At 58.7% G+C, this 12,847-nt stretch carries 13 protein-coding genes; 10 read left to right on the forward strand and 3 right to left on the reverse strand.

What is annotated here, in order from left to right; genetic code table 11:
- Nucleotides 1-35 precede the first annotated feature (35 nt).
- The gene (locus L861_RS13105; protein ID WP_016417506.1) at nt 36-806 is read right to left on the reverse strand and encodes an IclR family transcriptional regulator; all 771 of its coding nucleotides are present in this window, start codon (nt 804-806) and stop codon (nt 36-38) included.
- Between the two features lie 159 nt (nt 807-965).
- Here L861_RS13105 and L861_RS13110 point away from each other — a divergent pair, with 159 nt between their 5' ends.
- From L861_RS13110 to L861_RS13130, 5 genes are all read left to right on the forward strand, one after another.
- Entirely contained in the window at nt 966-1,727 is a 762-nt protein-coding gene (locus L861_RS13110; RefSeq protein ID WP_016417507.1) for an enoyl-CoA hydratase/isomerase family protein, read from the forward strand.
- 63 nt (nt 1,728-1,790) lie between these two features.
- The gene (locus L861_RS13115) at nt 1,791-3,323 is read left to right on the forward strand and encodes a class I adenylate-forming enzyme family protein (protein ID WP_016417508.1); all 1,533 of its coding nucleotides are present in this window, start codon (nt 1,791-1,793) and stop codon (nt 3,321-3,323) included.
- An 88-nt stretch (nt 3,324-3,411) separates the two neighbouring features.
- Nucleotides 3,412-4,392, forward strand: coding sequence for a TRAP transporter substrate-binding protein (locus L861_RS13120; protein ID WP_016417509.1), 981 nt, complete (start codon nt 3,412-3,414; stop codon nt 4,390-4,392).
- 71 nt (nt 4,393-4,463) lie between these two features.
- Nucleotides 4,464-5,006, forward strand: a complete 543-nt coding sequence (locus L861_RS13125) for a TRAP transporter small permease subunit (RefSeq protein WP_016417510.1) — start codon at nt 4,464-4,466, stop codon at nt 5,004-5,006.
- Nucleotides 5,006-6,313 carry a TRAP transporter large permease gene (locus L861_RS13130; RefSeq protein ID WP_016417511.1) on the forward strand — a complete coding sequence of 436 codons (1,308 nt, stop codon included), beginning with the start codon at nt 5,006-5,008 and terminating at the stop codon, nt 6,311-6,313. Before L861_RS13125 ends, L861_RS13130 begins: the two co-directional genes overlap by 1 nt.
- Nucleotides 6,314-6,366: 53 nt before the next feature.
- On the opposite strand, the gene L861_RS13135 is transcribed toward L861_RS13130, so the two are convergent.
- The gene (locus tag L861_RS13135; RefSeq protein WP_021029189.1) at nt 6,367-6,648 is read right to left on the reverse strand and encodes a DUF503 domain-containing protein; all 282 of its coding nucleotides are present in this window, start codon (nt 6,646-6,648) and stop codon (nt 6,367-6,369) included.
- A 99-nt stretch (nt 6,649-6,747) separates the two neighbouring features.
- Here L861_RS13135 and L861_RS13140 point away from each other — a divergent pair, with 99 nt between their 5' ends.
- Together L861_RS13140 and arfB are read left to right on the forward strand one after the other, a co-directional pair.
- On the forward strand, nt 6,748-7,503 hold the full coding sequence (locus L861_RS13140) for a DUF1499 domain-containing protein (RefSeq protein ID WP_016417513.1): 756 nt from the start codon (nt 6,748-6,750) through the stop codon (nt 7,501-7,503).
- A 71-nt stretch (nt 7,504-7,574) separates the two neighbouring features.
- Complete coding sequence (gene arfB / locus L861_RS13145; RefSeq protein WP_016417514.1) at nt 7,575-7,988, forward strand: alternative ribosome rescue aminoacyl-tRNA hydrolase ArfB; 414 nt, start codon at nt 7,575-7,577, stop codon at nt 7,986-7,988.
- 56 nt (nt 7,989-8,044) lie between these two features.
- On the opposite strand, the gene L861_RS13150 is transcribed toward arfB, so the two are convergent.
- A complete protein-coding gene (locus L861_RS13150; RefSeq protein ID WP_016417515.1) occupies nt 8,045-8,842 on the reverse strand; it encodes a helix-turn-helix transcriptional regulator in 798 nt (265 codons plus the stop codon).
- 124 nt (nt 8,843-8,966) lie between these two features.
- Between L861_RS13150 and lhpI the strand changes: the two genes are divergently transcribed.
- From lhpI to L861_RS13165, 3 genes are all read left to right on the forward strand, one after another.
- On the forward strand, nt 8,967-9,923 hold the full coding sequence (gene lhpI, locus L861_RS13155) for a bifunctional Delta(1)-pyrroline-2-carboxylate/Delta(1)-piperideine-2-carboxylate reductase (RefSeq protein ID WP_016417516.1): 957 nt from the start codon (nt 8,967-8,969) through the stop codon (nt 9,921-9,923).
- Between the two features lie 77 nt (nt 9,924-10,000).
- Entirely contained in the window at nt 10,001-11,467 is a 1,467-nt protein-coding gene (gene nhaC, locus L861_RS13160; protein ID WP_016417517.1) for a Na+/H+ antiporter NhaC, read from the forward strand.
- Entirely contained in the window at nt 11,464-12,771 is a 1,308-nt protein-coding gene (locus L861_RS13165; protein WP_016417518.1) for an NAD(P)/FAD-dependent oxidoreductase, read from the forward strand. Before nhaC ends, L861_RS13165 begins: the two co-directional genes overlap by 4 nt.
- Nucleotides 12,772-12,847: the final 76 nt, after the last annotated feature.

A 12,847-nucleotide genomic window follows, 5' to 3' on the forward strand; every position in this document is an offset into this window, starting at 1 on the left:
CTTGATCGGTTCAGTTCACGAAACCAGGCTATCGATCACAACCTCGATAACTGCCGTGCAGTAGCGATCAACAACCCCGAAAGGTTCTGCTCCACTTCCTCGGGCATGCTCCGCAGCCGCGACATCGAGATGCTGACCGCTGCTTGGGGACGATTATGTCTATCCAATACCGGTGCCGCGATGGAGATATCGGACAGGAAATACTCTTCTACCGACAACGCATAACCCTGACGCTTGAATTGGATCAGGCGCTCCCTGATAGCGGGCAGCTCATGCACGGTATTCGGTGTGTAAGCCTGCCGATCCGTTCTCTCCAGAGTCGCCATGGCTTCCCGCTCCTCCAGTTGCGACAGCATCGCCAGTCCCGGCGCCGTGCAGAATGCCGGTAATCGCGACCCGATGGTGATATCCGTATCCAGCATGTTGCGGCTCAGCAGACGAGAAAGGTAAACCACATCCTCCCCATCCAGAATCGTCAGGCTTACCGAGCCTTCCGTTTCCTTGCTCAGGTTCAGCAGGTAGGGGCGAACCTTGTCGACTAACGGGTGTGCATGAAGATAGTGCGCCGCAATATCCAACGTACGTACGCTGGGCTCGATCAGTTGGGTCTCTTCATTGCGCTGCAAGTAGCCTAATTGCATCAAGGTATGCACGAAGCGTTGCGCCGCACTGCGGTCCATATCGCAACGTTCTGCCAACTGCTTGACGCTCATCGCTGGATGTTCGGCATCGAAGACCTCGAGGATTCGAAACGCCTTCACCACGCTCTTGACCAGCAAGCGATCCACTTTTTCCTTTTCGCTCAATCTCTTACCCCTCCCTAGCTTGGTCTTCTCAATAGGAAAGTCGCTTCTTGGGTCGATTTTGTGCTTTACACTGAGCGCAATTCAACTACATTGATTAAATGTAGATCAACTATGATTGCATTGCAATCAATCATTCGTAAAAACAATCGAGAGGCAATCATGTCGGAATACATCCTCACTAACAAGCAAGGCCGTGTAGGCGTCATCACTCTCAATCGCCCTGAAGTACTCAATGCTTGGCACAGTGAGATGCGCCAGCAACTGATCGGCGCCCTCGAGGGGTTCTCCAGCGACGATTCTCTCGGTGCCATCGTACTGACTGGCGCAGGCGAACGGGCCTTTAGCGCCGGCCAGGATCTCAATGAAACACGTGCCTTCGACGCTGAACGAGCCGAGCGTTGGGTCGGGGAATGGGAAGCGCTCTATGACAAGCTGCGCAGTAGTCCCAAGCCTATCATTGCCGCGCTCAACGGGGTGGCTGCCGGTTCGGCGTTCCAGGTGGCCCTGCTGTGTGATTTTCGAATCGCTCATGGCGACGTACGTATGGGGCAGCCGGAAATCAACTCGGGCATTGCCAGCACCACCGGCCCGTGGATCATGCGCGAACACCTGGGGCTCGCGCGCACCATCGACCTGACCCTGAGCGGTCGCCTGATGACCGCCGACGAGTCCTATTCCCTGGGCCTGATCAATCGTCTGGTCGCTGCCGAGCAAGTCCTACCGGAGGCGCTGGCACTGGGCGAAGAGCTCGCCGCGAAGCCCCCGATTGCAATGCGCCTGGATCGCCAACGCTTCAAGGAAATCACCGAACCCGGCTTTCGTGACTGTCTGGAGGCGGGAATTCGCATCCAGGGTGAATCTTACGCATCGGGTGAACCGGCACGCATGATGGAAGCCTTCCTCCAGCGCCGTAGCGGCTGATGACAAAGACCTGACATCCGTCACTGGAGTGACACGTCTGAATCAAAGGACAATCGGATTGCCATGATATTCAGCCTCAACGATCCCAGCTTCATTCTCGCCCTGCGCGATATCGCCGCACGCGAGCCGGAGCGCTTGTTCGGAACCTTCGACCAACAGCCCTTGACGTTCGGCCAGCTCGACCGGCAGGCCGAGGCACTGGCGGCACATCTTCATCGGGAATTGGGCATTCGCCCAGGTGAGCGTGCCGCCGTCATGATGCATAACGGCCCCGAGGCCATTGCCATCCTGTTCGCCCTGGCCAAGGCCGGTATCGTCTGGGTGCCAATCAATGCCCGTCAGCGCGGCAGCGGGCTGAAGTACATTCTCGAACATTGCGACCCTGCCGTACTGTTCACCGACGCTGACCTGTGGCAGGTCATCGTCGATAGTGGTGCAGCAGTCACGGGCAAGACACTGCTGTTGGGGGGTGAAGAAGACTCGATCTCTGGACTGCTGCAGAGTCGGGACAGACTGGACGCTCCGGCTCCCGCCATGTCGGAGCTGTATGCCTTGATGTACACCTCCGGCACGACCGGTAAACCGAAGGGAGTTCGCGTCACGCACGCGATGATGGCCTATGCCCTCAAGAGCGTCGAGCTGCTTTGTTCCATCAAGCCTGGCGACGTCTTCTTTCAGTGGGAGCCCTTCTATCACATCGGCGGCGCCCAGATGCTACTGCTGCCGCTGTTTTTCGATGTGCAGCTCAGCCTGACCGAGCGCTTCAGTGCCAGTCGCTTCTGGGAGCAGGTCAATGCCAGCGGTGCGACTCATATTCACTACCTGGGGGGAATACTCCAGATACTGCTGAAGCAGCCACCTGGCGAGCTGGAAACCACCCACAAAGTACGCATCGCATGGGGAGGAGGCTGCCCGAGCGACATCTGGTCGACATTGCAAGAGCGTTTCGGCTTCGAGATCCGCGAATGTTATGGCATGACGGAAGCCTCCAGCCTGACCACCTTCAATGCCGAAGGCAAGCCAGGGTCGGTCGGTCGTGCCGTTCCCTGGCTGGATATCGCCATTCACGATGAGCAGGGTCGCCCTGTGCCGACAGGAAAGCCCGGTCAGATCGTGGTTCGTGAAACACAGCCTGGGGTGCTGTTCGATGGCTACTTCCGCAACGCCGATGCCACGCAGAAGACACTGTCGAGCGGCATGTTACACACCGGCGACCGCGGCTGGCTCGATTCGGACGGTTATCTCTATTTTCTTGGACGCATCACCGACAGCGTGCGCTGCCGGGGCGAGAACGTCTCGGCCTGGGAAGTGGAATCCGTTACCCACCAACATCCAGATGTCGAGGAATGCGCGATGATCGGTGTCGATGCCGAGATCGGTGAGCAAGACATCAAGCTCTTTGTGAAACCGAAAGCCGGTCGCGCCATTGAATTTCAGGAGCTTTTCTACTGGCTGAAGGAGCGCTTGGCTTCCTACCAGTGCCCACGCTATTTCGCCATCGTGGAAGAGTTCGAGAGGACCCCCAGTCATCGAATCGTCAAGCATCGCTTGCCTACCACTATCCAAGAGACCTGGGATAGTCAACGACACCAGTGATCGCAAGCTGGAGGAAAAGATGGATAACAACCACAAGAGTAAAAACCAGCCGATATTCCCTACAACTAAAAGAGAGGAGACCAAGAGCATGGTCAAAACATTGCTCAAGACAGCCGCCGTTACCACTCTCACCCTGGGACTGGGTAGTTTTGCCCATGCCGACGTTTGGGACCTGCCCTCTCCCCAGCCAGCGGATAATTACATTACCGAGAATGTGAGCTGGTTCGCCGACCAGGTGCGTGAAGCGACTGATGGCGAACTGGATATCCGTGTCCATCCAAGCGGCTCACTCTTCCCCGGTGATCAGATCAAGCGCGCCGTGCAGCGTGATCAAGCCCAGATCGGTGTTCACGTTCTCTCTGCTCACCAGAACGAGAACATTCTGTACGGCATCGATTCCGTACCTTTCCTGGCAGACTCTTTTGAGGAGTCCAGGCAGTTATGGAAGGTCACCAAGCCAGCATTGGACGAGATAATGGCAGAGCAAAATCTGCAATTGCTCTACCACATTCCATGGCCACCGCAAGGTGTCTTCTTTGACCGCGCGATCACCACTGCCGAAGAGGCAGAAGGATTGAAGTTCCGGGCCTATAACACGGCTACGGCACGCTTTGCCGAACTGATGGGCATGACTCCTACCCTGATCGAGGAAGCCGAGCTTTCCCAGGCAGCCGCCACCGGCATGGTGCAATCATTGATTTCCTCTGGGGACCCTGTCTATAACCATCAGCTTTGGGATTATCTGCCCCACTTCTACGATGCCAAAGCCTGGCTGGTACTTAGTCATATTTTCGTGAACAAGGAACGCTGGGAAGCCCTTGATGAGGAAACGAAACAGAAGGTCCTGGCGATTGCCGACAAGGCCGAACAGCGTGGTGTGGAACAGGCCAAGGAGCTCACCGATACCCTCAAGAATCGGTTGAGTGACAAAGGCGTTGCGATCAACCAACCCAATGCAGAATTGCAGGCGGAATTCGCTCGTATCGGTGACGAGATGCAGCAGGAGTGGCTCGAGAAAGCCGGCGAACAGGGACAGCGCCTGGTAGAAGAATACCGCGCATTGCAATGACAATATGACTCATGTCCCCATTCCACGGAATGGGGACTCCGCTTGGTTAGATGTGACCAGGGGTAGCTCCCATGAATACCACTTCCCCCTCTCGAGCAGCCAGATGGCTGGAAAAGCTCTATCGAGCATTCGGGTATCTTGCCGCACTTAGCATTTTCGTCATGCTGGTCGTGATCGTCATCCAGGTGGTACTGCGCTGGAGTGGCATGACTTTTCCCGGCGCTACCAACTATGCCGGTTACCTGATGGGCACCAGCACCTTTCTTGCCTTGGCCTACACCTTTCATGAAGGCGGACATATTCGTGTCGGCCTTTTGGTGGAGCGACTCGGGCGTTTTCGTCCCATCGGCGAGCTATGGTGCTTGCTGGTTGCTAGTGCCATCGCTGGATTCATTACCTGGCATGCCTTCGATGCGGCTTATTGGTCGTACCAGTTTGGTGATGTCTCCTCAGGTCAGGATGCAATGCCTCTGTGGCTTCCCCAATCGCTTCTCGCGATTGGCTCCTCGGCCTTCACGCTTTCGATACTCGATCATTTCACTCGCACTTTGGCCACCTTGATTCGTTCTGCAAAAGCCAATAACCATGGACCCCATCCCGTGAGGAGTCATTGATGGATTTCACCGAACTGGCCATTGCACTTCTGCTCGTACTGTTCTTGCTACTGGGCTCCGGTGTTTGGGTCGCGTTATCCCTGGTTGGTGTGGCCGTAGTGGGCATGGCATTTTTCACAGACCGCCCTATCGGGGCCTCGATGTACAGCACGATATGGACATCATCGACAAGTTGGACTCTCACTGCCCTTCCGCTGTTTATTTGGATGGGGGAAATTCTCTATCGCACACGACTTTCCGAAAGCCTGTTCCGAGGTTTGAGCCCTTGGCTCAGTTGGTTGCCTGGGCGACTGATGCATACCAATGTCATCGGCTGTACCCTGTTCGCCGCAGTGTCAGGCTCTTCCGCTGCCACGTTGACCACTGTCGGCAAGATGTCCTTGCCTGAACTCAGCAAACGAGGTTATTCCGAGTTCATGAGCGTGGGAACCCTGGCCGGAGCCTCTACCCTTGGCCTGATGATTCCTCCGTCGCTGACCATGATCGTATATGGTGTCATCACCAATCAGTCCATTCCCAAGCTTTTTATCGCTGGCATCATCCCTGGCTTGATACTGGCAACGTTATTCATGGGATATGTCGTGGCCTGGGGAATCGTGAAAAAGCCTGAGATCACCAAAGAACCGGCTATGTCATTGAAACAGCGCCTGTATGAGTCTCGCTTACTGATTCCTGTCGCGCTGTTGATCATTACCGTGATCGGTTCGATGTATTCTGGTCTCGCCACGGCTACCGAAGCCGCTGCCCTCGGCGTTGTCGGCGCTTTGCTGCTTGCCGCCGTTCAACGAAGCCTTACCTTTTCCTCGCTTGTGGAAAGCTTGTTGGGAACGGCAAAAACCTCATGCATGATCGCCTTGATCCTGGCGGGTGCCTCGTTCCTGACACTGGCGATGGGTTTTACCGGCCTGCCACGCGGCCTGGCCGAGTGGGTAGGGTCTTTGGAGCTCTCGCCCTTCATGCTCCTGGTGGCGTTGATGCTCGTGTACATCGTGCTGGGCTGCTTTCTTGATGGCATCTCGGCGGTAGTGCTGACCATGGCAGTGGTCACTCCCATGCTCAACGACGCCGGCATCGATTTGCTCTGGTTCGGTATTTTCGTGCTGGTGATGGTGGAAATGGCCCAGATTACGCCTCCCGTAGGCTTCAACCTCTTTGTCATGAAAGGCCTGACTAACCATAGCCTTGGCTTCATCGCGAAAGCGGCCGCCCCCATGTTCTTGATCATGGCGCTTATGGCGTTATTGCTGATCGCATTCCCCCTCTTGGCGACGTTCCTGCCCAGTTATATGAATGAGGCCACGATGTAATCAACGAATACTGACGACAGATACGACGTGCCACATCATTGGCGGACACTTGATCACAAAAACTCTCGAGACACATCGAGTACCCGACCATCGACCGTCCGCTGTACCTTGTCTTCGATTTCGCTGCAAAGAGACTCGACCTTTTTCGGCGATGTTGCGACGACAACGAAGGTCCACTCGCTGGACTCCAGCTTGTCATGATCGGCACTTTCACAGACCGCGATCGCGGGGTGGCGTCCAAAACGCTCGTGCATACCGCGGATACGTTGACGCTTCTCTTTGAGCGAGCTGCATCCTGGTAGGGAGAACCTCAGTGTCAATATACCGATGTGCATGAGCCGTCCTCTCTTCGCTGCCTTCCACTAACGTCCATGAGCTGAACCATACTGACACCAAGCATGGCCTATCTAGTGTAGAGACAGGGAGGTGGCAACATGAGTCTGGAACGTCGCGGCGGATGGCTGCCGATCACGATGGCAGTATTCGCCCTTGTACTGCTTGTGCTGGCTGCCCTGCTGATGGGCGGTGCGGGGCCGACCTATCGAATAGGATGGCTTGCGTTGGGCGAAGCCTTCGAGATGCTGCGCTATGGTGCCTACACTGCTGTCGCGGCTGGCGGCTTGGGATTGATCGCCCTGATAACTGCAGTCTGGTACCACCGACGCACCATGCCAGTACAGATCAGCGCTCTGGTAATTGTCGGTACCATAGCGCTGATGGCCGTCCCGTTTCTTCACTGGCAACGCGCCCAAGAGGCACCACCGATCCACGATATCACTACCGATACCAACGACCCGCCAGCCTTCGAAGCGCTGGCCACAGCCAGGGAGGAAGCCCCCAATGCAGTGGACTACCCCGGACAAGCCACTGCTCGACAGCAGCGCGAGGCCTACCCGAATATCCAGCCGTTGGTGATTCAAGCACCACTCACTACCGTCCTGTCTGCCGCCGAGGCGGTTGTGCAGGATCGTGGCTGGGAACAAGTAGCAGTGACTACCGACACCATCGAAGCCACCGCCACCACCACTTGGTTCGGCTTCAAGGACGATGTGGTCATTCGCCTACGCGAGACAGGCGACGGCGTGCGAGTGGACATGCGCTCCGCCTCACGAATCGGCCGTGGCGATATGGGTACCAACGCGGCACGGATACGAGATTATCTCGAGGCCCTGGAACAACGAATGGACTGAGAACGACAAGGTTGGTCATAGCAATGTGGTAGCCTGTCGAGTAGCCATCGAGTCGTGATCGCGAGACAAGCATGCTGACCATTTCCAACAAGGTAGAACTGGCTGACTGGGAAATCGATATCAGCCAGATCCGTGCCCAAGGGGCAGGCGGGCAGAACGTCAACAAGGTCTCCTCGGCGGTACATCTGCGTTTCGATATCCTCAACTCCAGCCTACCGCCCTTCTACAAGGAGCGCCTGATGCACTTGTCTGATCAGCGTATCAGCAAGGAGGGCATTATCGTCATCAAGGCGCAGAGCTTCCGCACATTGGAGCTGAACAAGGAAGACGCGTTACAGCGGCTGAAAGAACTCATTCAGAGCGCCGTGAAGCAGCAGAAGGCTCGCAAACCCACCAAGCCCACCAAAGGCTCCCAACGGCGCCGGGTTGACAGCAAAACCCGCAAGGGCAAGACCAAGGCACTACGCGGCAAAGTCGAGATTTGAGCCATACCCTCACCAGCCTGGCGCCAAATCAGCGGCGTCCTGCTGTGCGGTCTGAGCTAGGAAAGGCTGGCTTTTCGCACCTCGCTAGGCGGATGGCCCAGGCGTCGCCGATAGGCCCGCGAAAAGCTGGAGACATCGGCAAAGCCTAGATCGAGGGCGATCTCACCCACCGAACGACGAGTGTGAGCCAGCCAATATTGGGCCCAGCGCAGTCGGCGATTCATGACATATTGTTGAGGCGTGACACCGAATTGACGCTGGCAGAGCAGATGAAGTTGGCTCTGGCCGAGACACATGGCCTCCGCTAGCGCCTGGTTGTCAGGTGGCATGGCGAGGCGCTCGTCAATGAAGGCATCGAGGGCTGCAGCGGATAAACGGCTGCGCCTGAGCGTTTCCCTATCCCCCTGAGCGAGCAACTGGCTGAACTGGCTTACGAACAGCACCGCCAGTTGATGGTTGATCAGCGCGTGTTGTTCTGGCGAGCGAGCTGCCTTCAACTGCCCTGTGGCGAATTCCACCATGGGTATCAAGTTGGGCGGCAGTCTGAGAGCACGAGGTTCGGCGAACAGTGACTCGCGAAGCTCCAGGGCACAACTTTGCTCCAAAGAAGTCAGGCAAGGATCGTCGTCGTCCAGGTCGATCACCAGCACCTCACTGTCGTCCCCTCGGCCAAGGTAAAGATGCGTTTCCCGACTGGGGAGGATCGCCGCCTGGCCCAATACCAGCCGTTCGCCACCACGACTGAACTCATAGTCCATGGCACCGCGCCACCCCAGCATCAGTTGAGGATAGTCGTGGCAATGCTCGCCGGAGGTTCGGGCAATACGGTTACAGTGTGCTTGCGTCTGGGACATGGAGCTTCCCCCCTGGGAACGGGGCGATTGCATAGCTTGAGACAACGTTTGCGGAGACAGGGTCAAGAGCCGACCTCATGCCCCACATAGACTGGTCGTGGGTACAACTATAAATGAGGTTGCCATGTATCTCGACGCCGAACAAGTCACCACCAGTCTGCCTTGGGGCGCCTTGGTGGATGCGCTGGACGACATCTTCACTCGCACTGTGCACTCACCGGTGCGTCATCACCACCATATCAGCGTGCCGGGCGACCCGGACGCCACCCTACTGCTGATGCCGGCCTGGCTCGAGGGTCAGTACCTTGGGGTCAAGCAGGTCAACGTCTTTCCGGGTAACAGTGCCCGTGGCGAACCCGGCCTCAGCGGTCACTACCTGCTGAGCTGTGCTCGTACCGGCCGCCACCTGGCCCAGTTGGATGGCAACGAGCTCACGGCCCGTCGCACTGCCGCCGCCTCGGCCCTTGCTGCACGCTACCTGGCGCGAGAGGATGCCCGCGAGCTACTGATGGTGGGTGCCGGTCGAATGGGACGCCGACTGATCCCAGCCCATCAAGCCGTCCGCCCCATCGAGAAGGTACGAATCTGGGACATCCGCGAAGCCTCATCTCAAGCTCTGGCAGAGGAGCTCTGCGCCGAAGGCGTGGATGCCGAGGCAGTGCCCGCCAATGGTCTGGCCGACGCCGCCGGACAGGCTGACATCATCAGTTGCGCCACTCTCAGCCGTGATCCCCTTATTCAGGGAGAATGGCTGACGCCAGGGACTCACCTGGACCTGGTCGGCAGCTTCACGCCCTTCATGCGCGAGGCCGACGACACTGTCATGCGTCGCGGTGACATCTTCGTCGATACCCGCGAAGGGGCCCTGAGCGAAACCGGTGACCTGATCGACCCCATTGCCAGCGGCGTCATCTCGGTGGACGGCATCCTGGCCGACTTCCCCGACCTCTGCGCGGGGCGCCACGCCGGTCGATCACAGCTCAAGGCTCCCGACGAGGCGATCACGGTCTTCAAATCGGTGGGCGCTTCCGTGGAAGATCTCGCCGCCGCCATCCTGGCCTACGAGCGCTGCCGAGACTGAGCCCACCCCACGCGTTCTGGACTCCTGCGATACAACGACAACGAGGGCGAGTTCGCTCGCCCAGGAATGATACTCCGATGAAAGAATACGCGACGCCTGCGATCCCCATGCCAGGCCTGCCCCTGGCCATGCTTCCCATCTTGCTGACCATCGCGCTACTGGCGGTGCAGATCTTCTATTACGACGACTTCACCCCACATATCCCGCTAGCCATAGGGTTCGGTATTACCGCTTTGGTCGGCTGGCTGCAGGGCTATCGCTGGAAGGACATCGAATCGGGCGCCTTCAGGGTTCTCCACGTGGCAATGCCCTCCATTGCCACCCTGATCATCGTCGGCATGCTGGTGGGAACCTGGATTGCCAGCGGCACCGTGCCTATGCTCATCTACCTGGGGCTGGAATTGATCGATCCAAGCTGGTTCCTGGCGGCGGCCATGCTGATGTGTTCATTGGTCTCGCTGTCGATCGGATCCTCCTGGACCACCGTCGGCACCGTGGGGCTGGCGCTAATCGGGATCGGCGATGCCTTCGGCGTGCCCATCTACTGGACCGCCGGCGCCGTGGTTTCCGGTTCCTTCTTTGGCGACAAGATCTCACCGCTTTCCGATACTACCAACCTGTCACCGGCGGTGACCGAGACCAACATCTTCGACCACATCCGTTACATGCTTCCGACCACCATCCCGGCCATGCTGATCGCCCTGACGGTCTACTGGATCGTTGGGGGTGCAGATGCTGGGGCGGCCCATTCCCTGGAACGCATCGAGATCATCAAGCAAGGGTTGGCCGACAGCTTCGAGATGGGCCCGTGGCAGCTTCTGCCATTGTTGGTGGTCATCGGCCTTGCCTTCTTCAAGGTGGCACCGATCCCGGCCCTGTTCACCGGGGTGATGCTGGGCGGTGGCGTGGCCATCCTGACCCAGGGAGCCACCTATCATGACGCCCTGACCTTCGCCCACAGTGGTTTTTCCATCGAGACCGGCACCGCAACACTGGACAGCCTGCTCAATCGCGGTGGGGTTACCTCCATGACCTGGGTCGTGACCCTGATGATGTTCGCTTTGGCCTTCGGTGGCGCCCTGGAGCGCACCCGCTGTCTGGAGTCCATCGTCACTGCCATCATGTCGCGGCTGAAAAGCTTTCGGGGTCTGCAGACCAGCGCCATCCTGACCTCTATCGCCACCAATGTGGTCTCAGGGGATGTCTACCTGTCCATCGCCTTGCCCGGTCGGATGTACAAACCGGCCTATGACCGCATGGGCTACTCGCGGTTGAACCTGTCCCGTGCCATCGAAGAGGGCGGTACCCTGGTGTCTCCATTGGTGCCCTGGAACGCGGGCGGTGCCTTCGTGATCGGCGCCCTGGGCCTGGGCGTGACTGGCGGTGATTTCAGCTCCCTGCTCTATATCCCCCTCGCCTTTGCTTGTTGGCTGTCGCCATTGTTCGGCATCCTCTACGCTCAGATGGGCTGGTTCTCCAAGCGAGCCGAGCCTATCGAGGAGGAAAGCGACGAGGAAATGCGCATGGCGGAGGAACGGGGATGAGCGAAGGCGCCTTGGGCTCCCGGATCGCGGTGGTCGGCGCTGGTGTGGTCGGCATGACCACCGCTCTGGCACTCCAGCGTCGAGGCTACCAAGTCACCGTGCTTGATCCCCGTGCGCCTGGAGAGGGAGCCTCCTATGGCAATGCCGGCTTCCTGGCCACCGAGCTGATTGATCCACTGTCAACTCCCGCCATGCTCCGGAAAGCCCCAGGGCTGTGGCTGGATCCGCATGGGGCTGTCGCCCTGCCGCTTCGCTACCTACCCCGACTGCTACCTTGGCTAGCACGCTTCATTGCCGCCGCTCGTCCTTCCCAGGTAGCGAAGGGCCGCCAGGCACTGGCGGCCCTCAATGGCGCCTCGGTGGCAGCCTGGCAACGCTGCCTGGCCGATATCGATGCCGAGGAGGAATTGGTCGCCTCGGGGTACCTGAAGGTCTGGGAATCCTCCCGAGGTAGGGCAGCGGCCATGGCTGAGATGGAGCACCTGCGCCGCTGGGGTTACGAGGTGGAATGGCTCGAGGCGGCTGAGGTTCGTGCTCGAGAGCCCGGCCTGTCGGGAGCCATCAGCCATGGCCTCTTCTTCCCTGGCGCCCACCAGGTTCGCGACCCCTATGCCCTGGTCCGCCGCTTGGCCATGGCATTTCAGGCCCGAGGCGGAGAGTTTCGCCAAACGCGGGTCGAGCATCTCGTGCCTGCCGGTGACGGTGTGCAATTGAAGACGAATGCAGGAACCCTAACGGTAGCCCAGGCAGTCGTGGCTGCCGGCGCCTGGAGCCACCACCTGGCCGCAGGCCTCGGCCTCACGGTGCCGTTGGAGACAGAGCGCGGCTATCACCTCACCTTGCCTGACCGCGGAGAGGCGTTGCGACAGCCGGTCGGGTCAGCGGAGCGCCGCTGTGTCATGACCCCAATGACATGTGGCTTGCGTGTGGTAGGGTTCACTGAGCTTGGCGGGCTATCGATACCACCGGTGGCACGTCGCTATGATTCCCTGCGTCACCATACCGGTGCGTTGCTGCGAGATCCCGCTGGCCTCGATACCACCGCGACGGAGTGGATGGGCTTCCGTCCAACCCTCCCGGACTCCCTTCCAGTCATCGACAGCCACCCGACCTATCCAGCGGTGCACTTTGCCTTCGGCCATCAGCACTTGGGACTCACCCAAGCGGCTATCACAGCGGAGCTGATGACCGCGCGAATTCACGGTGAGTCTCCCGCCCTGGACCTCACCCCCTATCATGTGACGCGCTTCGGGCAGCAGGAGGCACCTGCCCCGGAAGCGGGAAGCGTCACGACACCGGAGTGATCTAGACAAGAACGTGAGCCTGACGCCCAACCCATAGGCTGAACCATACTGTCACCAGACATAGTCAACTGGGACA

It is taken from the genome of Litchfieldella anticariensis FP35 = DSM 16096, assembly GCF_000409775.1.
Lineage (GTDB): Bacteria > Pseudomonadota > Gammaproteobacteria > Pseudomonadales > Halomonadaceae > Litchfieldella > Litchfieldella anticariensis.

Bases quoted from the DNA above. Each gene is read 5' to 3' on its own strand.
- L861_RS13110 (WP_016417507.1), top strand. From the start codon at position 966: ATGTCGGAATACATCCTCACTAACAAGCAAGGCCGTGTAGGCGTCATC.
- L861_RS13115 (WP_016417508.1), top strand. From the start codon at position 1,791: ATGATATTCAGCCTCAACGATCCCAGCTTCATTCTCGCCCTGCGCGAT.
- L861_RS13120 (WP_016417509.1), top strand. From the start codon at position 3,412: ATGGTCAAAACATTGCTCAAGACAGCCGCCGTTACCACTCTCACCCTG.
- L861_RS13125 (WP_016417510.1), top strand. From the start codon at position 4,464: ATGAATACCACTTCCCCCTCTCGAGCAGCCAGATGGCTGGAAAAGCTC.
- L861_RS13130 (WP_016417511.1), top strand. From the start codon at position 5,006: ATGGATTTCACCGAACTGGCCATTGCACTTCTGCTCGTACTGTTCTTG.
- L861_RS13135 (WP_021029189.1), bottom strand. From the start codon at position 6,648: ATGCACATCGGTATATTGACACTGAGGTTCTCCCTACCAGGATGCAGC.
- L861_RS13140 (WP_016417513.1), top strand. From the start codon at position 6,748: ATGAGTCTGGAACGTCGCGGCGGATGGCTGCCGATCACGATGGCAGTA.
- arfB (WP_016417514.1), top strand. From the start codon at position 7,575: ATGCTGACCATTTCCAACAAGGTAGAACTGGCTGACTGGGAAATCGAT.
- L861_RS13150 (WP_016417515.1), bottom strand. From the start codon at position 8,842: ATGTCCCAGACGCAAGCACACTGTAACCGTATTGCCCGAACCTCCGGC.
- lhpI (WP_016417516.1), top strand. From the start codon at position 8,967: ATGTATCTCGACGCCGAACAAGTCACCACCAGTCTGCCTTGGGGCGCC.
- nhaC (WP_016417517.1), top strand. From the start codon at position 10,001: ATGAAAGAATACGCGACGCCTGCGATCCCCATGCCAGGCCTGCCCCTG.
- L861_RS13165 (WP_016417518.1), top strand. From the start codon at position 11,464: ATGAGCGAAGGCGCCTTGGGCTCCCGGATCGCGGTGGTCGGCGCTGGT.